This is a genomic window from Cupriavidus sp. AU9028 (assembly GCF_019795295.1).
In the GTDB taxonomy this organism is placed as follows: Bacteria; Pseudomonadota; Gammaproteobacteria; order Burkholderiales; family Burkholderiaceae; genus Cupriavidus.
The window spans coordinates 20,415-42,951 of record NZ_JAIMCG010000026.1 but is presented as its reverse complement, the minus strand read 5'-3'; the positions used below and the strand labels follow the sequence as shown (position 1 = coordinate 42,951).

General features: G+C 67.4%; 19 protein-coding genes and 1 tRNA gene. 6 read left to right on the top strand and 14 right to left on the bottom strand.

Annotated elements, in window-relative coordinates:
- Window positions 1-315 precede the first annotated feature (315 nt).
- Entirely contained in the window at window positions 316-1,725 is a 1,410-nt protein-coding gene (argH, locus tag K6V06_RS20120) for an argininosuccinate lyase (protein WP_222245909.1), read from the top strand.
- A 68-nt stretch (window positions 1,726-1,793) separates the two neighbouring features.
- Here argH and K6V06_RS20115 read toward each other — a convergent pair whose 3' ends face one another.
- On the bottom strand, window positions 1,794-2,783 hold the full coding sequence (locus K6V06_RS20115) for a LysR substrate-binding domain-containing protein (protein WP_222245912.1): 990 nt from the start codon (window positions 2,781-2,783) through the stop codon (window positions 1,794-1,796).
- Window positions 2,784-2,946: 163 nt separating this feature from the next.
- Here K6V06_RS20115 and K6V06_RS20110 point away from each other — a divergent pair, with 163 nt between their 5' ends.
- The 4 genes from K6V06_RS20110 to K6V06_RS20095 all read left to right on the top strand — a co-directional run bounded on the left by K6V06_RS20110 (window position 2,947) and on the right by K6V06_RS20095 (window position 7,133).
- On the top strand, window positions 2,947-4,254 hold the full coding sequence (locus K6V06_RS20110) for an MFS transporter (protein WP_222245908.1): 1,308 nt from the start codon (window positions 2,947-2,949) through the stop codon (window positions 4,252-4,254).
- A gap of 333 nt (window positions 4,255-4,587) precedes the next feature.
- Complete coding sequence (locus K6V06_RS20105) at window positions 4,588-5,184, top strand: TRAP transporter small permease subunit (protein ID WP_222245907.1); 597 nt, start codon at window positions 4,588-4,590, stop codon at window positions 5,182-5,184.
- An 11-nt stretch (window positions 5,185-5,195) separates the two neighbouring features.
- Window positions 5,196-6,932: a TRAP transporter large permease subunit gene (locus K6V06_RS20100; RefSeq protein WP_222245906.1), complete on the top strand. Its 1,737-nt coding sequence runs from the start codon at window positions 5,196-5,198 to the stop codon at window positions 6,930-6,932.
- A gap of 124 nt (window positions 6,933-7,056) precedes the next feature.
- Window positions 7,057-7,133: transfer RNA gene (locus K6V06_RS20095), tRNA-Val, on the top strand.
- A 262-nt stretch (window positions 7,134-7,395) separates the two neighbouring features.
- On the opposite strand, the gene K6V06_RS20090 is transcribed toward K6V06_RS20095, so the two are convergent.
- The 9 genes from K6V06_RS20090 to K6V06_RS20050 form a co-directional block, all read right to left on the bottom strand.
- Window positions 7,396-9,657 carry an arginine/lysine/ornithine decarboxylase gene (locus K6V06_RS20090; protein WP_222245905.1) on the bottom strand — a complete coding sequence of 754 codons (2,262 nt, stop codon included), beginning with the start codon at window positions 9,655-9,657 and terminating at the stop codon, window positions 7,396-7,398.
- A gap of 218 nt (window positions 9,658-9,875) precedes the next feature.
- Complete coding sequence (gene dcd, locus K6V06_RS20085) at window positions 9,876-10,442, bottom strand: dCTP deaminase (RefSeq protein ID WP_222245904.1); 567 nt, start codon at window positions 10,440-10,442, stop codon at window positions 9,876-9,878.
- Window positions 10,443-10,705: 263 nt separating this feature from the next.
- Complete coding sequence (locus K6V06_RS20080; protein WP_222245903.1) at window positions 10,706-11,536, bottom strand: formate dehydrogenase accessory sulfurtransferase FdhD; 831 nt, start codon at window positions 11,534-11,536, stop codon at window positions 10,706-10,708.
- Between the two features lie 109 nt (window positions 11,537-11,645).
- Complete coding sequence (locus K6V06_RS20075; protein WP_222245902.1) at window positions 11,646-12,170, bottom strand: superoxide dismutase family protein; 525 nt, start codon at window positions 12,168-12,170, stop codon at window positions 11,646-11,648.
- A gap of 99 nt (window positions 12,171-12,269) precedes the next feature.
- Window positions 12,270-13,463 (bottom strand): formate dehydrogenase subunit gamma, encoded by a 1,194-nt coding sequence (locus K6V06_RS20070; protein ID WP_222245901.1) that lies wholly within the window; start codon window positions 13,461-13,463, stop codon window positions 12,270-12,272.
- Window positions 13,464-13,506: 43 nt separating this feature from the next.
- A complete protein-coding gene (locus tag K6V06_RS20065) occupies window positions 13,507-13,743 on the bottom strand; it encodes a hypothetical protein (protein ID WP_222245900.1) in 237 nt (78 codons plus the stop codon).
- Window positions 13,740-14,426, bottom strand: a complete 687-nt coding sequence (fdh3B, locus tag K6V06_RS20060; RefSeq protein WP_222245899.1) for a formate dehydrogenase FDH3 subunit beta — start codon at window positions 14,424-14,426, stop codon at window positions 13,740-13,742. Before fdh3B ends, K6V06_RS20065 begins: the two co-directional genes overlap by 4 nt.
- A gap of 51 nt (window positions 14,427-14,477) precedes the next feature.
- Window positions 14,478-17,519, bottom strand: coding sequence for a molybdopterin-dependent oxidoreductase (locus tag K6V06_RS20055; protein WP_222245898.1), 3,042 nt, complete (start codon window positions 17,517-17,519; stop codon window positions 14,478-14,480).
- 59 nt (window positions 17,520-17,578) lie between these two features.
- Window positions 17,579-17,788 (bottom strand): twin-arginine translocation signal domain-containing protein, encoded by a 210-nt coding sequence (locus tag K6V06_RS20050; protein ID WP_222245897.1) that lies wholly within the window; start codon window positions 17,786-17,788, stop codon window positions 17,579-17,581.
- An 80-nt stretch (window positions 17,789-17,868) separates the two neighbouring features.
- Here K6V06_RS20050 and K6V06_RS20820 point away from each other — a divergent pair, with 80 nt between their 5' ends.
- The gene (locus K6V06_RS20820; protein ID WP_255581990.1) at window positions 17,869-18,003 is read left to right on the top strand and encodes a hypothetical protein; all 135 of its coding nucleotides are present in this window, start codon (window positions 17,869-17,871) and stop codon (window positions 18,001-18,003) included.
- A 97-nt stretch (window positions 18,004-18,100) separates the two neighbouring features.
- Here the strand turns inward: K6V06_RS20820 and K6V06_RS20045 are convergent, their stop codons facing one another.
- The 4 genes from K6V06_RS20045 to K6V06_RS20030 all read right to left on the bottom strand — a co-directional run bounded on the left by K6V06_RS20045 (window position 18,101) and on the right by K6V06_RS20030 (window position 22,536).
- Entirely contained in the window at window positions 18,101-18,739 is a 639-nt protein-coding gene (locus K6V06_RS20045) for a molecular chaperone (RefSeq protein WP_222245896.1), read from the bottom strand.
- Between the two features lie 219 nt (window positions 18,740-18,958).
- Window positions 18,959-21,145 (bottom strand): 4Fe-4S binding protein, encoded by a 2,187-nt coding sequence (locus tag K6V06_RS20040; RefSeq protein WP_222245895.1) that lies wholly within the window; start codon window positions 21,143-21,145, stop codon window positions 18,959-18,961.
- Between the two features lie 101 nt (window positions 21,146-21,246).
- Window positions 21,247-21,918, bottom strand: a complete 672-nt coding sequence (locus K6V06_RS20035) for a DUF3306 domain-containing protein (protein ID WP_222245894.1) — start codon at window positions 21,916-21,918, stop codon at window positions 21,247-21,249.
- A gap of 63 nt (window positions 21,919-21,981) precedes the next feature.
- Window positions 21,982-22,536: a DUF3305 domain-containing protein gene (locus K6V06_RS20030; RefSeq protein WP_222245893.1), complete on the bottom strand. Its 555-nt coding sequence runs from the start codon at window positions 22,534-22,536 to the stop codon at window positions 21,982-21,984.
- Between the last annotated feature and the right edge of the window lies 1 nt (window position 22,537).

The following is a 22,537-nucleotide window of genomic DNA, read 5'->3' as shown; positions in this document are numbered from 1 at the left end:
CTTAACCATCCGGACCACTTCCAGCTTGAAGTCGGGGTCGAATTTCCTGCGTGCTCTAGTCATCTGATTTCCTCGTCGATGGTGATTTTCCACCTATCGACCTGTCTGAGGAAATTGGACCACTACAAGCAAACCCAGCGCGCTTCCTGTCCCGACGGTGCGCTCCCCTTCGCCCGCTTGCGGGAGAGGGCCGGGGGAGAGGGCAGCGAACCGCCAAGCCAACGCCAACACCCCCGCCAACGATATAATTCCGCCTTTCCTTTCGTCCCTGCCGCGCCGGGCCCAGCCGCAGCGCGGCCTCACCGCCTCATCGCCATGACCTCCCAATTTGCCAAGAAAGGCGAAGCCTGGTCCGCCCGCTTCTCCGAACCGATGTCCGATCTGGTCAAGCGCTACACCGCTTCGGTGTTCTTCGACAAGCGCCTGGCCCTGTTCGACATCCAGGGCTCGCTCGCCCATGCGGCCATGCTGGCCCGCCAGGGCATCATCAGCGACGCCGATCGCGAGCAGATCGAGCGCGGCATGGCGCAGATCCGTGGCGAGATCGAGGCGGGCAGCTTCGAGTGGAAGCTCGACCTGGAAGACGTCCACCTGAATATCGAGGCGCGCCTGACCGCGCTGGTCGGCGACGCCGGCAAGCGCCTGCACACCGGCCGCTCGCGCAATGACCAGGTGGCGACCGATATCCGCCTGTGGCTGCGCAGCGAGATCGACAATATCGTCGGCCTGCTGGCCGACCTGCGCGGCGCGCTGCTGGATCTGGCCGAGCAGCATGCCGATACCATCCTGCCGGGCTTCACCCACCTGCAGGTGGCGCAGCCGGTCACCTTCGGTCATCACCTGCTGGCCTACGTGGAGATGTTCACGCGCGACGCCGAGCGCATGGCCGACACCCGCAAGCGCGTCAATCGCCTGCCGCTGGGCGCCGCCGCGCTCGCGGGCACCAGCTATCCGATCGACCGCGAGTTCGTCGCCCAGCAGCTGGGCTTCGACGGCGTGTGCCGCAACTCGCTGGACGCCGTCAGCGACCGCGATTTCGCCATCGAGTTCTGCGCCGCCGCGGCGCTGGCGATGACCCATGTGTCGCGCTTCTCGGAGGAACTGGTGCTGTGGATGAGCCCGCGCGTGGGCTTCATCGATATCGCCGACCGCTTCTGCACCGGCAGCTCGATCATGCCGCAGAAGAAGAACCCCGACGTGCCCGAACTCGCGCGTGGCAAGACCGGCCGCGTCAACGGCCACCTGATCGGCCTGCTGACCCTGATGAAGGGCCAGCCGCTGGCGTACAACAAGGACAATCAGGAAGACAAGGAGCCGCTGTTCGATACCGTCGATACGCTGGTCGACACGCTGCGCATCTTCGCGGACATGGTGCCGGGCATTACCGTGCGGCCCGAGGCGATGCGCGCGGCGGCGCTGCAGGGCTATGCCACCGCGACCGATCTGGCCGACTACCTGGTCAAGAAAGGCCTGCCGTTCCGCGACGCCCATGAAGCCGTCGCGCATGCGGTACGTGCCTGCGATGCGCGCCAGTGCGACCTGGCGGATCTGACCGTCGAGGAACTGCGCGAGGCCACCGGGCTGGGCGACAAGGCGACACTGGTCGGTGACGACGTGCACGGCGTGCTGACGCTGGAAGGCTCGGTTGCGGCGCGCAACCATATCGGCGGCACCGCGCCGGACCAGGTCCGCGCGGCCATCGCGGCGGCACGCGCCTCGCTGTAACGAGCGCTCGGGCTGCCCTCTCCCCGGCCCTCTCCCGCAAGCGGGAGAGGGAGAACACCACCGGCACCTCAACGGCTGCCGGCCTGCTCCCCTCGCCCGCTTGCGGGAGAGGGGCCGGGGGAGAGGGCAGCCGCGGCCCGCACCGCTTCGGCCTCCCGCAAGATCCACTCCGCGACCTTTCGTACCGCCTGGCGCGGCCGCGCGTCCGCCTGGATCAGCCAATACCCCAGCGCCTCGCCCGGCTCCTCCATGGCAGCCGGCGCATCCAGCACCGTCAGCTGCCCCTCGGCGATCAGCCCCGCTATCAGTTCCAGCCGGCCCAGCGCCACGCCCTGCCCCGCCAACGCGGCATGGATCACCTGATCGTACTGGTTGAACCGCACCATGGCCCGCGGCCGGGCCTGTTGCCAGCCCCTCGCCGCGAGCCAGCCCGCCCAGCGCAGCCGCGGGTTGATGTTGTCGTCCAGTTCTAGCAGGTGCAGTTCGGACATCGCCTGTGCGGTCGACAGCCCGCCCTTGCCCAGCGCCTGCGCGAGCCGCGGATGCGCCACCGCGGCGATGGTTTCGCCGAACAGCGGCACCGAGCCCGCTGGCGCCGCCTGTGCCACGCAGTAGCGGATCGCCAGGTCGATCTGCTCGGCGCGCAGGTCGCTGCGCCGGTTGCTTGCGGACAGCCGCAGTTCCAGCCCGGGATGGTCGCGCTGCAGGCGGCCCAGGCGCGGCAACATCCATAGTCCCATCACCCCGACGCTGGCCGTCAGCGTGACCGGCCGCGCGGCGCCGTTCGCCCGCAGCTCGCCAACCGCTTCCTGCAATTCCCTCACCGCCGGCTCGGCCACCCGGTACAGCCGTTCGCCGTCGTCGGTCAGCCCGATGGCGCGGTGCCGGCGCACCAGCAGCGGCACGCCGAGCTGCCCTTCCAGTGCGGCGATCTGCCGGCTGACGGCGGACTGGGTCAGGCACAGCTCGTCGGCTGCCAGCGTGATGCTCATGCGCCGGCCCACCGCGACAAAGCTGCGCAGCAGGTCCAGCGACGGCAGTCCGACCAGTGTTGACATTCCCATGGCGAATGCGAAGCAGCAAAAAGATCAGTTGAGCGCGCCGGCACGACGGCGCCAAATAGCGGCTGGCAGAGAGGCGAAACCAGCGCCTCTCCCGACCGACGGGGAGCGGCATCGCTCTTCGTTTGACATGCTAACCGCTCATTCAAAGGCCGTCATCATGACTCGTCCTGAACCTACTCCCCCATCGCCGGTGGCCGCCGCCCTGTCCAGCCCGCTGACGATCGTGCTGGCCGGCGGCCTGATCCTCGGCCTGGCCATGGGCATGCGCCATGTACAAGGGCTGTTCCTGCTGCCGATCACGATGGAGCGCGGCTGGACGCGCGAAGCGTTCGGCTTCGCGCTGGCGGTGCAGAACCTTTTCTGGGGCGCCGGCCAGCCGATCGCCGGCATGATCGCCGACCGCTATGGCAGCGGGCGGGTGGTGGCCGGGGGACTGGTGCTTTACGCGGCAGGACTGGTCGGCATGACGCAAGCCACCACCAGTACGGGCTTTCTGCTCAGTGCCGGGATCTGCATCGGCCTTGCCATGTCGTGCACCACCTTCGGCGTGGTTTATGCGGCGCTCAGCCGCATGATCAGCGTGGACCGGCGGGGTTGGGCGCTGGGCCTGGCGGGCGCGTTCGGCGGGCTCGGCCAGTTCCTGCTGGTGCCGGGGGTGCAGGCCGTGATCGGCAACTTCGGCTGGGCCGCGACGCTCGTCGCGATGGCAGCGACGCTGCTGATCGCGCTGCCGCTGGCCTTGCCGCTGCGGGAGCGCCGCTCGCCCTCTCTACCGCCCTCTCCCTCGGCCCCTCTCATGCAAGCGGGCGAGGGAAGCAAAGCCGAGCCGCCCGCCGCAGTGCCCGAGCAGTCGATGGGTGCGGCGATCCGCCAGGCGCTGGGCCACCGCGGTTTCTGGCTGCTCAATATCGGCTTCCTGGCGTGCGGTTTCCAGCTGGCCTTCATCGCCACCCATATGCCCGCCTATCTCGTCGACAACGGGCTGCAGGCCCGGCACGCCGTGGCGGCGCTGGCCCTCATCGCGCTGACCAATATCGGCGGCACCTATGCCTGCGGCCTGCTCGGCAACTACGTGCCCCGGCACAAGGCGCTCAGCGCCATCTACCTGCTGCGCACCGCGGCGATCGCGCTGTTCCTGCTGGTGCCGCTGAGCCCGCTGTCCGTCTACGTGTTCGCCGCCGCGATGGGGCTGCTGTGGCTGGGCACGGTGCCGCTGACCAACGGGCTGGTATCGAAGGTCTTCGGCACCCGCTATGTCGGCACGCTGTTCGGCTTCGTCTTCCTCGGACACCAGCTCGGTTCCTTCCTCGGCGTCTGGCTGGGCGGCTACCTGTTCGACCGCACCGGGTCCTATGAGCTGGTATGGCTCGGAGCCATCGGCGTGGGGCTGGGCGCGGCGCTGCTGCACTGGCCGATCGACGACCGGCCCGTCGCGGCCAGCGGCGCGGTGCCCGCCGCGGCCTGATCTCCTCCCTTCCCTGCGGCGCCGCTCAGGCGTCGTCTGGTTGCCGCAGGGCTTGAACCACCAACCCGTCGTTCCCGCGAAGGCGGGAATCCAGCGTCTTCGAACGCCACTGGGACCCCGCTTTCGCGGGGTCAACGCGCTTTTCGCGCAGTCCGGCGCCCCGCCCTTGCGGGGCGTTTTTTCTTGCGCACCCCCCTCCATCCGCTTCGATTCGCCCCCTGTAATGTGACGAATTGGGGATTGCCCCTAGCGATCGGGCCGGGCCTTCAGCCGTAAACTGTCGCGCCACCCCTGATTTGACCCTGTTTGGTCTCAATCCCCAAGGACGATCACATGTCTCTGCTCATGCGGATCTCGCGGCTTATCGACGCCGTGAACGACGCGATAGGGAAGTCGGCGAAATGGCTGGTCCTGCTTGCCGTACTGGTCTGCGCGGGCAACGCCATCATTCGCTACACCTTCAGCATCAGTTCCAACGCCTGGCTCGAACTGCAGTGGTACATGTTCGCCGGCGTCTTCCTGCTCGGCGCGCCCTACACCCTGCGCAAGGACGAGCACGTGCGCATCGACGTGGTCGCCGGCCGCTTCTCCGAGCGCACGCAGGTGTGGATCGACATTGTCGGCCTGCTGCTGTTCCTGCTGCCGATCTCGCTGATCATCCTGTGGCTGTCGTGGCCCTACTTCATGTTGTCCTTCGTCGGCAACGAGATGTCCAGCAACGCCGGCGGCCTGATCCGCTGGCCCGCCAAGTTCCTGATCGTCGCGGGCTTCTTCCTGCTGATCCTGCAGGGGGTGTCGGAGCTGATCAAGCGGGTCGCCTATCTGCAGGGGTTGCTGCCCTTCGAGGCCTTCCGCAAGCACGGCCACAGCCCCGCACAGAATGCGGCGCTGGCCGACGGTGACCGTCCCGGTCCCTCCCCCACTGCCTGAGCGAGACCGCGATGACGCAATTCCTGATGGACAACATGGCGCCGATCATGTTCGGCTCGCTGGTGGTCTTCCTGCTGTCCGGCTTCCCGATCGCCTTCGCGCTGGCGGCCAACGGCCTGCTGTTCGCCTTTATCGGCATCGAGCTCGGCATGCTGCCGCCGGCGCTGCTGCAGGCGCTGCCCAGCCGCGTGTTCGGCATCATCGAGAACGACACGCTGCTGGCGATTCCCTTCTTCACCTTCATGGGCCTGATCCTCGAACGGTCAGGCATGGCGGAGGACCTGCTCGATACCATCGGCCAGCTGTTCGGCCCGATCCGCGGGGGCCTGGCCTATGCGGTGATCTTCGTCGGCGCGCTGCTGGCGGCGACCACCGGCGTGGTGGCGGCCTCGGTGATCTCGATGGGCCTGATCTCGCTGCCGCTGATGCTCAAGTACAAGTACGACAAGCGGCTCGCCACCGGCGTGATCGCGGCATCGGGCACGCTGGCGCAGATCATCCCGCCGTCGCTGGTGCTGATCGTGCTGGCCGACCAGCTCGGCCGCTCGGTCGGCGACATGTACAAGGGCGCCTTCGTCCCGGGCCTGGTGCTGACCGGCCTCTACATGGGCTACGTGCTGCTGGTGTCGCTGATCAAGCCGAGCGCCGCGCCCGCGCTGCCGCCCGAGGCGCGCGTCTTCCGCGAGCCCAGTGGCAAGAGCGGCGCAATGTCGGTGCTGGTGCTGGCAGCCGTGGCGACCGTGGTCGGCGTGGCGGTCGATCTGACCTACAAGCCGGATGGCGCGCTCGACGAACGGCTGGTGGTCTCGATCGGCGCGGCGATTGCCTTCGCCTTCGTGGTGGCGGTGGCGAACCGGGTACTGAAGCTGAACCTGCTGTCGCAGATGGCGGAAAAGGTCACGTTCGTGCTGATCCCGCCGCTGGCGCTGATCTTCCTCGTGCTGGGCACCATCTTCATCGGCGTCGCCACGCCGACCGAAGGCGGCGGCATGGGCGCGCTCGGCGCGCTGATCCTGGCGCTGATCAAGGGCAGGCTGAACCTGAACCTGACCCGTCAGGCGATGGAGTCGACCCTGAAGCTGTCCGCCTTCGTCATCTTCATCCTGATCGGCGCGCGCGTGTTCTCGCTGACCTTCTACGGCGTGGACGGCCATATCTGGGTCGAGCACCTGCTGACGGCGCTGCCCGGCGGCCAGACCGGCTTCCTGATCGCGGTCAACGTGCTGTTCTTCCTGCTGGCCTTCTTCCTCGACTTCTTCGAACTGGCCTTCATCCTGGTGCCGCTGGTCGGGCCGGTTGCGGACAAGCTGGGCATCGACCTGATCTGGTTCGGCGTGCTGCTGGCGGTCAACATGCAGACCTCGTTCATGCACCCGCCGTTCGGCTTCTCGCTGTTCTACCTGCGCTCGGTCGCGCCGCGCGAGGTGAAGACCTCCGACATCTACTGGGGCTCGGTGCCGTTCGTGGTGATCCAGCTGATCATGGTCGCGCTGATCATCCTCTTCCCGGGCCTGGTGTCGACCGGCACGGTCAAGCAGCAGGACCGCAGCATCACGCGGGAACTGAGCATCGACACGGGCGGGTCAGGCACGTCGCCCTCCGCCGCGTCGTCGCTTGATTTCGGCACGCCGCCGCCGGAAGGCGCGGGGCCGGCGCCCGAGGCGCCGACGCTCCCGGGCGGCACGGCGCTGCCGAGCGAGCCGGCACAGGAAGCGCCGGCGGCGCCGGTGTTCGAGTTCCAGAAGTAGCGCGGACGGGTTTCCCGAAACCAAAGCAGAACGGCGCGTGAAACCCACGCGCCGTTCTTTTTTTACCGATTCCCGACAACCTCTTGTGCTTCGCGCGAATGCCTGTATAATTCGCGCCTTCCACAGGCTCGTAGCTCAGCTGGTTAGAGCACCACCTTGACATGGTGGGGGTCGTTGGTTCGAGTCCAATCGAGCCTACCAACGCATTCCGGACCACCTCGGCGCTTGTCGCGCCGGGGTGTGCCGCTCCGGAACATCGCGTGTTTTTTCCCTGGTTTTTTATCGCTGCGTCAATGCAGGCGGGCTTCCGTGCGTGCTTGTTGCGCGCGCGGCAAGACCAACCCCTCTCCCCGGCCCTCTCCCCTTGAAGGGGCGAGGGGGAACACCGACAGCAACAGAAACGCCGCCGATTTGCTCCCCTCGCCCGCTTGCGGGAGAGGGGCCGGGGGAGAGGGCAGCGTGCCTACTTCACGCAATCCACGTAATACACCCGCTTGCCATCGACTTCCTCGGCAACCAGCCCGTGGATGTCCGTTTCGAAGCCCGGGAACAGCTGGTTGAACTCGCGTGCGAACTTCAGGTACTGCACGATGGTGCGATTGAAGCGTTCGCCCGGAATCAGCAGCGGAATGCCCGGCGGATACGGCGTCAGCAGGATCGCGGTAACACGCCCTTCCAGCTCGTCGACCGGCACGCGCTCGATCTCGCGGTGCGCCATCATGGCCCACGCGTCCGACGGCTTCATCGCCGGTTCCATGTCCGACAGATACATCTCGGTGGTCACGCGCGCGACGTCGTTGGCCTTGTAGACGCTGTGGATCGCATCGCACAGGTCGCGCAGGCCCATCCGCTCGTACTGCGGGAACCTGCCGACGAATTCCGGCAGCACGCGCCACAGCGGCTGGTTCTGGTCGTAGTCGTCCTTGAACTGCTGCAGCTCGGTCACCAGCGAGTTCCAGCGGCCCTTGGTAATGCCGATGGTGAACATGATGAAGAACGAGTACAGCCCGGTCTTCTCGATGATGATGCCGTGCTCGGCCAGATAGCGCGTGACGATCGCCGCCGGAATGCCGCGATCGCTGAACTCGCCGTCCACGTCCAGCCCCGGCGTGATGATGGTCGCCTTGATCGGATCGAGCAGGTTGAAGCCATCGGCCAGGTCGCCAAAGCCGTGCCAGCGGTCGTTTGCCCGCAGGATCCACGACTCGCGGTCGCCGATGCCATCTTCGACCAGCTCTTCCGGACCCCAGACCTTGAACCACCAGTCGCCGTTCTGGCCGGCGTCATAGTCGCCCTCGACCTTGCGCATGGCGCGGCGGAAGTCCATCGCTTCCTGGATGCTCTCTTCCACCAGCGCGGTGCCGCCCGGCGCTTCCATCATCGCCGCCGCGACATCGCACGACGCGATGATCGAGTACTGCGGGCTGGTCGACGTATGCATCAGGTACGCTTCATTGAAGCGGTAGCGGTCCAGCTTGCGCGTCTCCGAGTCCTGCACGAGGATCTGCGAGGCCTGCGACAGCCCCGCCAGCAGCTTGTGCGTGGATTGCGTGGCGAACACCAGCGCATCCTTGCTGCGCGGCCGGTCATGGCCGATCGCATGCATGTTGCGATAGAAGTCGTGGAAGGCCGCGTGGGGCAGCCACGCCTCGTCGAAATGCAGCGTGTCGATCTCGGTCGCCAGCATTTCCTTGATCTGCTCGGCGTTGTACAGCACGCCGTCGTAGGTGCCCTGCGTGATCGTCAGGATGCGCGGCTTCTGGTTCCTCGCCTGGCTGGCAAAGGGATGCGCGGCGATCTTGCGGCGGATGGTCTCCGGGTCGAATTCGCTCTTGGGGATCGGGCCGATGATGCCGTAGTGGTTGCGCGTGGGCATCAGGAAGACCGGGATCGCGCCGGTCATCATGATCGCGTGCAGGATCGACTTGTGGCAGTTGCGGTCCACCACCACGATGTCGCCCGGCGCGACGTTCGCGTGCCACACCATCTTGTTCGACGTCGACGTGCCGTTGGTGACGAAGAACATGTGGTCCGAATTGAAGATGCGCGCGGCATTGCGCTCGGACGCCGCCACCGGTCCGGTGTGGTCCAGCAGCTGGCCCAGCTCGTCCACCGCGTTGCACACGTCCGCGCGCAGCATGTTCTCGCCGAAGAACTGGTGGAACACCTGGCCCACCGGGCTCTTCAGGAACGCCACGCCGCCCGAATGGCCCGGGCAGTGCCACGAGTACGAGCTGTCCTGTGCATAGTCGATCAGCGCCTTGAAGAACGGCGGCGCCAGCGAATCGAGATAGACCTTGGCTTCACGGATGATATGCCGGGCCACGAACTCGGGCGTGTCCTCGAACATGTGGATGAAGCCGTGCAGCTCGCGCAGGATATCGTTGGGGATATGCCGCGAGGTCCGCGTCTCGCCGTACAGGAAGATCGGCAGGTTCGAGTTGCGGCGCCGCACTTCGGTGACGAAGGCGCGCAGCTTCTCGATCGCGGCCGCCTCGGGCTCGTCCGCGCCGCTGGCGAATTCGTCGTCGTCGATCGACACGATGAAGGTCGAGGCGCGGCTGGACTGCTGCGCAAACGACGTCAGGTCGCCGTAGCTGGTCAGGCCCATGACCTCCATGCCCTCGGCCTCGATGGCCTGTGCAAGCGCACGGATGCCAGAGCCGGAGATGTTCTCGGAGCGGAAGTCCTCATCGATGATGATGACGGGGAAGCGGAATTTCATCGGGCGTCCTCGCTAATGGCCGGGGCCACGGGAAATAGAGGAAAAGGAAGGCAAAATCGGGGCCAGCCGGGCATGGCTGGACCAGTGGTGGCCTGCCGCGCATCGGGGTGCGGCAAGCGCGATACCCGCGCGCAGAATTGCGCACCCGGGCGGCATGGCAGAAGGCGCGGCCGGCGGTCCGAACTCAACCGGCGGCATTGTAGGGCAATGCTGGCGGATCAGGTTTTCGGCAGCGTGACACCGTGCTGCCCCTGGTACTTGCCGCCTCGGTCGCGGTACGAGGTCTCGCAGACCTCGTCGCTCTCGAAGAACAACACCTGCGCGCAGCCCTCGCCGGCATAGATTTTCGCGGGCAGCGGCGTCGTGTTGGAAAACTCCAGCGTCACGTAGCCTTCCCACTCCGGCTCGAACGGCGTCACATTGACGATGATGCCGCAGCGCGCATAGGTGCTCTTGCCCAGGCAAATCGTCAGCACATTGCGCGGAATGCGGAAATATTCCACCGTGCGCGCCAGCGCGAACGAATTGGGCGGGATGATGCAGACATCGCCCTGGAAATCCACGAACGACTTCTCGTCGAAATTCTTCGGATCGACGATGGTGCTGTTGATGTTGGTGAAGATCTTGAATTCGCTGGCGCAGCGAATATCGTAGCCGTAGCTCGACGTGCCGTAGGACACGATGCGGCGACCGTCCGACTCCCTGACCTGGCCGGGCTCGAAAGGCTCGATCATGCCGTGCTGTTCCGCCATGCGGCGGATCCACTTGTCGGATTTGATGGTCATAGGGTAGCGGCTGGACGATGGCCCGCGCGGCAGAGCTGCGCAGGCATAAAAATGGTGGGCCGCATTGTACAACCAATCGTTGCGAGGCCCTCGGCAGGCTGGCGGTGTGCTCCCCTCTCCCGCCCCTGCGGGAGAGGGGCCGGGGGAGAGGGTAACGGCGCCGGATCGACCGCTATCGCCCGACCATGCGCCCGATGCCCTCTCCCCCGCCCCTCTCCCACAAGTGGGAGAGGGGAGTACACCGGCAGGAGACGCAATCCCGCCTACGCCACCACCGCCTGCGGCGCGTTATGCCGGAAGCGCTGGTGCCCGGTATAAAGCAGGAAATGCTTGCCGGTGCAGCGCGCGAACAGGGTCAGGTTGACCCGCTTGGCCATCTGGTAGCCCATCTGCGTCACCCCCGAGCGCGACAGCAGGAAGGGAATCCCCATCTGCGCGCCCTTGATGACCATCTCGCTGGTCAGGCGGCCGGTGGTATAGAACACCTTGTCGGCGCCGCTCATGCCCTCCAGCCACATGCGCCCGGCGATGGCATCGACGGCATTGTGCCGGCCCACGTCCTCGACGAACATCAGCAGCTCGCGCCCCTGGAACAGCGCGCAGCCGTGCACCGAGCCGGCCTGCTTGTAGACCGACTGCTGCAGCCGGATGGTATCGATGATGCTGTAGAGGGTGTCCTGCTCGAGCACGGCGTCGTCGGGCAGGCGGATCTGATCGACCTCGTCCATCAGCGAGCCGAACACGGTGCCCTGCCCGCAGCCGGTGGTGACGATCTTGCGCGCGGTGCGCTCCTCGATGCGATCGATGCCGGCGCGGGTCGTGACCGCCGCCGATTCGGTTTCCCAATCGACCTGGATCGCCGCAATGTCCTCCACCGATTCGACCAGGCGCTGGTTTCGCAGATAGCCGAGCACGAGCGCCTCGGGCGCGCCGCCCAGCGTCATCAGCGTGACCAGCTCGCGCTTGTCCAGATAGACCGTCAGCGGCCGTTCGCCGGGCAGCCAGGCCGGCCGCACTCGCCCCTGCTCGTCGACGACTTCCACCTCCTCGATCAGCGGGACGGCGGCTTGACTCAGTTCGGGACGCAGGGACATGGAGAAACGAAGATCACGACATGGAACCGGCCGGCATGGCCTGCCCGTTCCGCAGGAAACTGGACTGCCCTTCTGCGCAGGCAGCAAGGGCAGCGTGGGCGCGGGCGGATCAGGACTTGATCACGGTCCCGCAGGCGATCCGGCCGCCGGAATTGCCGGTCGGCTGGGTCTGGTAATCGTCCGGACCGGTATGGACCACGACGGCGCGGTCCACCACGCTATTGGCGCCGGGCGTCACGGTGATGTCGGTCAGATGGAACGACGCGCGCGCGCGGCCGCTGGCATCGGACGTGAGGTTCGGCATGTCGCCGGCATGGTGCTGCGGATTGGCGATCGACCCGTGCGGCTTGTTGGACGGGTTGAAATGCCCGCCGGCGCTCATCGCGTCCGGTGCCGAGCAGTCGCCCTTCTCGTGCACATGGAAGCCATGGACCGAATTGGGCGGCAGGCCGGTGACATCGGCCAGCACCATCACATGGTTGCCATGCTGGGTGAAGGTCACGGTGCCCTGGGTAGAGGTGCCGCTCTTGGGCTGCAACGTCGCCACGGCGCGCTCGCCCTCACCGGACGGACCCGTCTGCGCACAGCCGGCCAGCGCCGCTGCCGCGGCCAGACCCAACAGAACTCGCTTCATGCCGAACCTCCTTTTACGGTGTTGTTCCGCATGCATTGTAGCCTTGCAGCGCGCCGGGCGAAGAAAGGGCCGCCGCGGCGGCCCCTCCCGTCGTCAACGTCAGGCTTCGCCCGCGCTCGCCCTCGCTGGCGCCGCCGCCTGGGGCGGCTTCGAACGCTGCGCCGGCACCTTGCCCGACTTGATATCGTCGTACCACAGCTCGTGGTGCTCCTTGGCCCAGGCCTCGTCGACATAGCCGTCGCGCATGGCGCGGTAGGCGCCCTGCATGCCGATGGTGCCCATGTAGATATGGCCCAGCGACATCGCCATCATCAGGATCGCCGAGATCGCATGAACGATATGGGCGAGCTGCATGGTCGAGCGGTAGTAGTCGATGCCGGGCACGATGCGGTCCAGTACCCAGCCGGACGCCGACACGGTCACGCCGAAGACGAACAGCCCCACCCAGAACCAGCCCTTCTCGCCCGCATTGAAGCGGCCGCTCGGGATGTGCTTGCCGGACAGGATGCCGCCCGCGCCGCGCAGCCACGCGAAATCCTCGCGCCCGGGCAGGTTGTCGCGCACGAACACCACGAAGCCGACGATCACCGACAGCGTGAAGACCGGTCCGACGATGTTGTGGACGTTCTTCAGGATGTAGGTCAGCCAGCCGAACAGCGTATGCCCCATGATCGGCAGCAGGAAATGCTTGCCGAACAGCATGATGATGCCCGACACGGCCAGCACTAGGAAGGCGATCGCCATGGTCCAGTGCACGATGCGCTCGAGCGGCGTGAAGCGCTCGACCATGCGGCCGGTCGGGGTGGACTTCATCGGAATGGTGCCGCGCCAGACGAAGAACGCGAGGATCGCCACCGGCACCACCAGCAACAGCCAGCCGCCCCAGACAGTGATCACGCCATTGCGGAACAGCCGCCACGACTGGCCGGTGCGCTGGATCAGCACGCCGGCTTCCTTGTCGGGCAGGCTGCTGTAGTGGCGCTGGTCCGAGTTGATCTCGCGCCAGACCGGCGCGTTGTTGCCCGGCTGCTCGACGGTGCGGCTCTGCTGCTCGCGCGCCTCGGCGGCGATATCGCGTTGCGGCACATCGAAGATGTTCTGCGAGACGATGCCGGGCAGCGGCTGCTGCGGGTGCGTCGCCGGGTTGTTGGTGTCGGCTGCCTGGTTCTGCTGAGCCGGGGCCTGCGCCTGCGCGTTCGCCTCGGTGGCGACGAGCAGCGGCGCGGCCAACGCCAGCACGCACGCGGCGGCCGACAGGCGGCTTGCCAGCGTGGAAAACAGCTTGGCGGTCATGTGCGCTCTCCTTCGGTCGGCGTCATACGATTGCGCGACCGGCTCATTGAACACGCGTGTACTCGTTCTGGTACTGGTTGCGCTGGCGGATCTGCTTGCGCCAGCTTTCCTGGTCGCCCTGGGTCCAGCCCGTGGCGACGAAGGGATCGTCGGCAGCGCCCTTCCACGCCTGCGCGTCCGCCTTGCGGTGCGACGCGCTGGTGGTCTGCGGCTTTTCCGAGCAGGCGCCGAGCACCAGCGCGGCGGCCACGGCCAGAGGAATCAGAACGAGGCGCTTCATGACGGCTGCCCTGCCGCGGCCGCGGGGCCGCCGTTGGGCTGCTGTGCCGGAGCGGGCGTGCCCGCCGGCGCGTTCTGGCCGGCCTGCTGCTGGCCCTTGCTGCCGTAGGCGGTGCCCCAGCCGAACACGTCGCCGCCGGTGCCGCGCTTGATCACGCGGTTGCGCAGGATGTCGGCGATCACGTCGCCGTCACCGCCCAGCAGCGCCTTGGTCGAGCACATCTCCGCGCACAGCGGCAGCTTGCCTTCCGCCAGGCGGTTGCGGCCATACTTTTCGAACTCGGCTTCGGTGCCGTTGGCTTCCGGGCCGCCGGCGCAGAAGGTGCACTTGTCCATCTTGCCGCGCACGCCGAAGGTGCCGCTGGCCGGGAACTGCGGCGCGCCAAACGGGCACGCATAGGAGCAGTAGCCGCAGCCGATGCAGACGTCCTTGTCGTGCAGCACCACGCCGTCGTCGGTCCGGTAGAAGCAGTCCACCGGGCAGACCGCCATGCAGGGCGCATCCGAGCAGTGCATGCACGCCACGGAGATCGACTTCTCCGCGCCCTGCACGCCGTCATTGACGGTCACCACGCGGCGGCGGTTGACGCCCCACGGTACCTCATGTTCGTTCTTGCAAGCCGTGACGCAGCTGTTGCACTCGATGCAGCGCTCCGCGTCACAGATAAATTTCATTCGTGCCATTGTGTTCCCCTGACCTGTTCCGTCCGGTGTTATGACTCGTCAGCCGGCGCTTCAGGCGAAGCGCTCGATCTGGCAGACGGTGGTCTTCGTTTCCTGCATCATCGTCACCGAGTCATAGCCGTAGGTGGTCGCCGTGTTGACCGCCTCGCCGCGCACGATCGGCATCGCGCCTTCCGGGTAGTAATCCTTCAGGTCCTTGCCCTGCCACCATCCCGAGAAGTGGAACGGGATGAAGGCGGTATCCGGACCGACGCGCTCGGTCACCAGCGCGCGCACCTTGATGCGGGCGCCGGTCGGCGTTGCCACCCAGCAGTAGTCGCCGTTGCGGATGCCTCGCGCCGATGCCGCACGCGGGTTGATCTCGACGAAGTTCTCCTGCTGCAGCTCCGCCAGCCACGGATTCGAGCGGGTTTCCTCGCCGCCGCCCTCGTACTCGACCAGGCGGCCCGAGGTGAGGACGATCGGGAACCGCTCGTGCACCTTGGTCTCGATATTGCGCTGCTGCAGGGTCTTGTACAGCGTAGGCAGGCGCCAGAACGCCATCTTGTCGTCGTGCGTCGGGTACTTCGCCACCATGTCCGGGCGCGGCGAGTAGATCGGCTCGCGGTGCTGCGGAATCGGGTCGGGGAAGTTCCACACCACGGCGCGCGCCTTGGCGTTGCCGAACGGATGGCAACCGTGGTTCTTCATGACCACGCGCTGGATGCCGCCGGACAGGTCGGTCTTCCAGTTCTTGCCTTCCGCCGCCTGCTTCTCGGCATCGGTCAGGTCGTCCCACCAGCCCAGCTTCTTCAGCAGGACATGGTCGAACTCCGGATACCCGGTGGTGATTTCCGCGCCCACCGAGTGCGATCCGTCGCCCGCCAGCAGCGACTCGCCATCGCGCTCCACGCCGAAGTTCGCGCGGAAGTTGCCGCCGCCATCCATCACGTGCTTGGTGGTGTCGTACAGGTTCGGCGAGCCCGGGTGCTTCAGTTCCGGCGTGCCGTAGCACGGCCACGGCAGGCCGAAATAGTCGCCGGTCAGGTCGTAGCCGGTGGCCGCGTCCTTGCCGGCCTTGCACTTGAGCGTGCGCACATCGAACATGTGCATGTTGCGCATGTGGGCCTTCAGGCGTTCCGGCGATTGGCCGGTGTAGCCGATGGTCCAGTGCGACTTGTTGATTTCACGCAGGATCGATTCCGGCTCCGGCTCCATCCAGGTACGGCCGGCGCGTTTGACTTCGATCATCTTGAAGTTGCGCGACAGCTCCTTGCCGAAGCCCAGCTTGTCGGCGAAGGCCTGCATGATGGTGTGGTCGGGCATCGATTCGAACAGCGGCTCGATGACCTTCTCGCGCCATTGCAGCGAGCGGTTCGACGCGGTGCAGGAACCGGTGGTCTCGAACTGTGTCGCCGCCGGCAGCAGGTAGACCGCGCGGTTCGGGTTGACCTTGTCGCCTTCGGCCGGCGGCATGTTGGCCATCGCGGCGGTAGCCGACGGGTACGGGTCGATCACGACCAGCAGGTCCAGCTTGTCCAGCGCCTTCTTCATGTCCAGGCCGCGCGTCTGCGAGTTCGGCGCATGGCCCCAGAAGAACACGCCGCGGACGTTGTTGTCCTGGTCGATCAGGTCGTTCTTCTCCATCACGATGTCGACCCAGCGCGAAACCGTGGTGCCGGACTTCTCCATCATCGCCTGCGAAGCGAAGCGCGACTTGATCCATTCGTAGTCGACACCCCACACCGCCGCGTAGTGCTTCCACGCGCCGGTGGCCAGGCCATAGTAGCCGGGCAGCGAATCCGGGTTGGGGCCGACGTCGGTCGCGCCCTGCACGTTGTCGTGGCCGCGGAAGATGTTGGCGCCGCCGCCCGACACGCCGATGTTGCCCAGCGCCAGCTGCACGATGCAGGAGGCGCGCACCATCGCGTTGCCGATCGAGTGCTGGGTCTGGCCCATGCACCAGACCAGCGTGCTGGGACGGTTCTCCGCCATGGTCTTGGCCACGCGGTAGACCTGCTCCTCCGGCACGCCGCAGGCCTCCTCGACCTTGTCCGGTGTCCACTTGGCCAGCACGTCCTCGCGGACCTTGTCCATGCCGTAGACGCGGTCCTCGATGTACTTCTTGTCTTCCCAGCCGTTCTTGAAGATGTGGTACAGCACCCCGAACAGGAACGGAATATCGGTGCCCGAGCGAATGCGCACGTACTGCTCGGCCTTGGCCGCGGTACGGGTGTAGCGCGGATCGACCACGATCACCTTGCAGCCGTTTTCCTTGGCGTGCAGCAGATGCAGCATCGACACCGGGTGCGCTTCCGCGGCGTTCGAGCCGATATACAGCGCCGCCTTGGCGTTCTGCATATCGTTGTACGAGTTGGTCATCGCACCGTAGCCCCAGGTGTTGGCCACACCCGCGACGGTGGTCGAGTGGCAGATACGCGCCTGGTGATCGGTGTTGTTGGTGCCGAAGAACGACACCCACTTGCGCATCAGATAGGCCTGCTCGTTGTTGTGCTTGGACGAGCCGACGAAGAACAGCGAATCGGGACCGGTTTCCTGGCGGATCTGCGTCATCTTCGCAGTGATCTCGTCCAGGGCCTGGTCCCAGCTGATGCGCTGGTACTTGCCGTTGACCAGCTTCATCGGGTACTTCAGGCGGTATTCCCCGTGGCCGTGCTCGCGCAGCGCCGCGCCCTTGGCGCAATGCGCGCCCATGTTGATGGGCGAGTCGAACACCGGCTCCTGGCGGACCCATACGCCGTTCTGCACCACCGCATCGACGGCGCAGCCGACCGAGCAGTGGCCGCACACCGTGCGACGTACCACGATATCGCCCTTGCCGTCGCCCGCGGCGCCGCCGCTGGCGGCATCCGCCTTGCGGATCAGCGTCAGCTGCGAGGCCGCCAGGCCTGCGCCCACGCCGATACCGGAGCGCTTCAGGAAGCCGCGCCGATCCATGGTCGGCATCGCGCCGGCGAGGCTGGCGGCCAGACGCGCGCTCAGGCGTCCTGCGGAGTCGGAAGTCGAAGCGGAAGCGGAGGCGTTCGCGCTTGCGAGCCGGCTACCGGGCTGTGCGGAAGCGCCCTGGGCCGCGGACTTGCGGGTCAGAATCATGTGTCACCTTGAAGAAATGCAACGAAGCGGAAAGACGCGCGGGCCCAGCGGCCCGGCGCTTACACCAGCGTCGTCCGGTAATACTTGCGCACGTGCTCGGAGATGCGATAGCCCTTGCTGTCGGCAGGGGCGGCGTCCGGCGTGGAGTTGGCCAAGGGGGCCAGGGAGGGTGTGTGCGAGGTCAGTGCAGCGGTGCCCGCGGCGGCGGCCACCACGCCCGCGCCAGCAAGGAAATTGCGACGCGCGACCCGAGTCTGCTTTTCTTTCATGTGGGGGCTCCTCGGTAACAATTACCGATTACCAAACCAGTTATGTATTGTTTTGCGTATTGTAGATGCTTATGTGCCCAATGACCATGCTTGACAAGGGTTTATCCCGATTTCAGGTCATGATGGCGCAGCGCAGCAAAGGCCTCGAAAACGCCGGCAAAACGGGCAATAGCGGGCCCGCTGCGCGGCTTGTCGACGCGCGCGGCGGCAGTTAACGGCGCGAGCGGCCCAACCCTTTTCCGGCGCGCCGCAACTTGGCCGGAATTGCGGCAACGATGGCCGCCAGTGCGCCCCCGCCCGCGCGCACTACGGTCAGTGCATCTCCATCGCGACCGATTCCACTTCGACGAACGCGCGTAGCAATTCCGCGACAGCGGCATAGAAGCGCGCGCGCGGATGAGCGGCAATCGCCGTGCACAGCGCGTCCGCCCAGGGCTGCAGGTGCCGCGCGAAGAAGCGCTGCTGCTCGCCCAGGTTCGATACCGACAGGTCGTCGCCGGCGATCAGGAACCGCATCACTTCGCACAGCGTGGCGATATGGTCCTCGGTCTCCGAGACGTTGTCGTGCCGCTCCAGCCCGTAGCGCGCCAGATCCTCGCGCAGCGCGACCAGCGGACGCTCGTTGAGAAAGCCGGCCTGGTAGTAGGAGCCGTAAAGGAACACGTCGGGCTTGCCCACGCCGATGAAGAGCGACAGGTATTCGTCGGCGGCTTCCTCGGTGCTGGTCACGGCCGCGGCATCGCACAGCCCGTTCCAGGCATGCCCGAGCGCGGTGCCTGCATCCTGCGCCGCCGCACGATTGGCGGCGATATGGTGCAGCAGCGCGGCATCCGGCGCGCGATAGAACAGCGACGCCAGCAGGCCGTACAGATCGGCGCGGGCGGTTTCCTCGGCCTGGTCGCCCGGGGCGCCGGCATGAGCGGTGAGTTGGATCGGTTGCGGTTCGGTCATGGTTGCGGTCGTGCGGGTTGCGCGGGCGGGAGCGTAGGGGATGCGGAGGAGATGGGCAAGATAGCGGTGGTTTACCCTCTCCCCCGGCCCCTCTCCCGCAGGCGGGAGAGGGGGGAAGACCGGCAGGCTTTCCCATGCCGATGGTTTGCTCCCCTCTCCCGCCATGCGGGAGAGGGGCCGGCGGAGAGGGCAGCGAGAACCGGCCGGGGCCAGCGCCCTTTACTGCAGCGTCGCCCCGCTGGCCGCCCCCGGGTCCTTCTCCACCATATCCACCACCCGGCAATCCGAGCACATCTTCAGACGCTCGGACGCCGCGCCGGCGAAGGCCGGATGATTGGCCAGCCGAGCCAGCATGGTTTCCACCATCTGCGCGGTGCCGAACGGCTTGGCGCAGCGGATGCAGTGGAACGGCCGCGTCTCGTGCAGGGTCACGGCCTGGCGGGCGGCATCGCCGGCCAGCAGCCGCGGCACCAGCTGGATCGCGTCCTCCGGACAGGTCTTCTCGCACAGCCCGCATTGCACGCAGTTGCGCTCGACGAAGGACAGCACCGGGCGCTCGCTGTTGTCGCGCAGCGCCTGCGAAGGACAGGCGCCGACGCACGACATGCACAGCGTGCAGCGCTGCGTATCGACCCGCACCGCGCCCAGCGGCGCACCGGCGGGCAGTGGCAACTCCTGGACCGGCGACGGCGCATGCGCGACCAGATGGTCGATGGCCGCGGCGAGGGTTTCGCGCTTGGCCGCCGCGGCGTGGAACGGCGCAGTCGGCACGGTCGCGCGGCGCGGCGTCAGTTGCGCCAGGCCCTGATCCAGCACGGTCACGGCAGAGCCGTCGACCAGCGTGAAGGCGTTGACCGGATAACCCAGCCCCGACACGATGGCCTGCGCCACGCCCATCTGCGCGGCCAGCGCCTCCCGATACTGCGGCGCTTCCTCGCCCGTCAGCAGCACCGCCACACGGTCGGCGCCCCAGGCCAGCGCGGCCAGCCACAGTTCGATGCCGACCGCCGCCGGATGGAACACGCTGACGGGAATCACGTTGGGCGGCACGCCCTGCGCCTGCCCGGCGCGGGCAGCCCGGCCCAGCGCCAGGATGCGCTCGGCGCCGCCATGCTCCTCGCCGTGCAGCAGCACGACCGCATCGCGGCCGCCGGCCTCACGATAGGTGGTCAGCAGCGTGCGCAGCCGGCGGCCAAGGTGGTCCGGCTTGGGGAAGGCGTAGCTGATGGCCCCGGTCGGACAGACCGTGGTACAGGCGCCGCAGCCCATGCAGAGATTCGGGGCGACCTCGATGCGGCCCTTGCCGTCCTGCCAGCGCGGCCGGATCGCCTCGGTCGAGCAGATGTCGATACAGGCCGAGCAGCCGGTGGTCTGGTTACGGCCGTGCGCGCAGATCGATTCCTTGTACTGGAAGAACTTGGGCTTCTCGAACTCCCCGACCATGCGGCCGAGCGTCAGCGCCCGCTCGGCCTGGCGGATCGGATCGGCCCCCGCGTGCAGGTAGCCTTGCGGCGGCGCATGCATGGTCAGCATCGGCTCGTCGCCCAGGTCGAAGACAAGGTCGAAGCGCTCGGTCACCGTGTCGCCACGGCGCTCGAAGTCGATCGCCGCCGCCGTGCCGCACGCCTTGACGCAGGCGCGCGCGCTGTCGCAGCGGGTCAGGTCGATCTGGTAGCTGAAGTCGATCGCCCCTTCCGGGCATGCGTCGATGCAGGCGTTGCAGCGGGTGCACAGGTCCAGGTCGATCGGATTGCTCTTGCCGGCGCCGGTCTCCCAGCTTGCCTCGAACGCGCCGAGCCAGCCGGTCAGGCTGGCGAGCCTGCCGCCATGGACCGGAAAGGCGCGCGAGAACGGCTGGCCCTGCCCGGCGGGGCTGCGCTCACTGGCAGCGCCGGGGCTTCGACTGGCGTCCAGCAGTACCGTCACCTCCAGGCCCATCTGCTGCAGGCGCTCGGCCCAGTGCAGCCCACGAGCGGCCGGACCGACCACCAGCACGTTGCCGCCGGAGCGGTATTCCACCACCGGCACCGGGTCCGGATCGGGCAGCGCGGCAGCGGCCAGCAGCGCGGCGATCTTGGCGTTCGCCGTGGCCGGGTCGCGGCTCGCGCCCTGCGACCAGCCGCCGGTCTCGCGGATATTGACGAAGCGCACCGGCGCCGTCACGACGCCGTCGGCGCCGGCCTCGGCCGCGACTTCCGTAAAGAGGGGCCGCTCCTGGGTACAGGCGACGATCACGTCCTCGGTGCCATCCAGCGCGGACTGGAAGCTGCCAATCTCGCGCCGGCACAGCAGGCGGTGAACTTTCAAGGGCGCGGCAGGCGATCCTGCGGGCCGGGTGGTTGCACCCGACAGCGCAGCCGCGTCGAGCGGCATGGTGTCGTTGCAATTGCAAATCAGCGTGGGCATGTCGGGGACTGCTTGCCGGGTCCATGCCGCTTCTGCTGAGCGGGTTCCTGTCCGGCGGTTTTGTGGGGAGGCGTCATTGTAGGCCGGCGCACCGGCCGGGGCTAGGTCGGGTCGTCCCTTGGGACCCCCGGCCCGGGATTGCGCGCCTCGCGTTCCGAGGCGGGCGAGGCGGGCGAGGCGGGCGAGGCGGCAAGGTGCGGGGCGTCGAGCGGCTCCTCGCCTTCGGCGCGGGAGGCGTCCTGCGCCTCTGGCGCCGGCACGGGTTCGCCCTCGGGCTCCGCGGGCACGGGTTGCGTCGAAGCGAGCGACGGCGACGCCTGCTCCTCCTCGTCCAGCGGCTCGAACAGCCGCAACGATTCGGACTGGGTCAGCCGCCGCAGCACCTCGGGCGGAATCGGATCGGGCCTGGTGTAGTCGTCGATATAAATATCGAGACCGTCCATCACATTGAAATGCGGATCGGCGAACAGCGTCTTGAGCGCCGCCCGCTTGACCGACTCGTCGACGCCGCGGGCGACGAAGCGGGCGATCTCCTCGCCCGGCTTCAACTGCGCGACGTCCTCCAGCGTGGGAACCGGCGGGGCCGCTGCGGGCGCTGCAGCAGCCGTGCCGCCGGCCGGCACGCCGGCGGCCGGGCCGGCCGGGGGCGCGGCCGTGGGCATCGGCTGCTGGACCGGCTGCTCGGCCAACGGCTTGCCCTCGCGGGCCGCGGCCTTGCGGCGCGACCAGCGGGACAGGAAGGATGCGTCGCCGGATTGGCGGGTGTCACTCATGCTGCGGCTTCGGTTCGCCGGCGCGGGCTGCGCCACGCCGGGCAATGTCGGGGTCGGGTCCGATCAATATTTGGCACGCTCTTCCGGCGCCTTGAACGACTCCGGCCGCCGCCGCTTCTTCGGCTCCGGCCGGTAGTGCTGCTCGACATACGCCTGCAGCCAGTCGCGCTGACCGGCGTCGAGGGGCACGTTCTCGACGGTTTCGCCGGCATCCAGCCAGCGTCCCGCTTCGTTGTACGAGAGCGACACTTCCATCGGTACGGGGCGACGCAGCCCTTCGTCGGGCTCCGTCTCGTCCATCCGCCACAGCACGAACCAGCAGGGATGCGCCGATGTCAGGTTCAGGTAGTACCCCTCCGCCTGGTCGCGAAACAGCACCACCTCGAACCCCGGGTACAGCCAGCGCGCGCCCCGCTCATCCTGCTGCAGGCACTGCACCGTGTCGCCGAATTCGCCCAGATCCGGCAGCACCGCCTCCAGCTCCCACTTCCAGGGCTGCCAGCGGCTTGCCAGCGCCACCTGGCGCATCACCACGGCCATCGTCACCGCGGGCCGGTCGGCGGCTGCGGGAACGCTGGGGGGCGACGCCGGCGCGCCGGGCTGCTCTGCTGCTGCCATG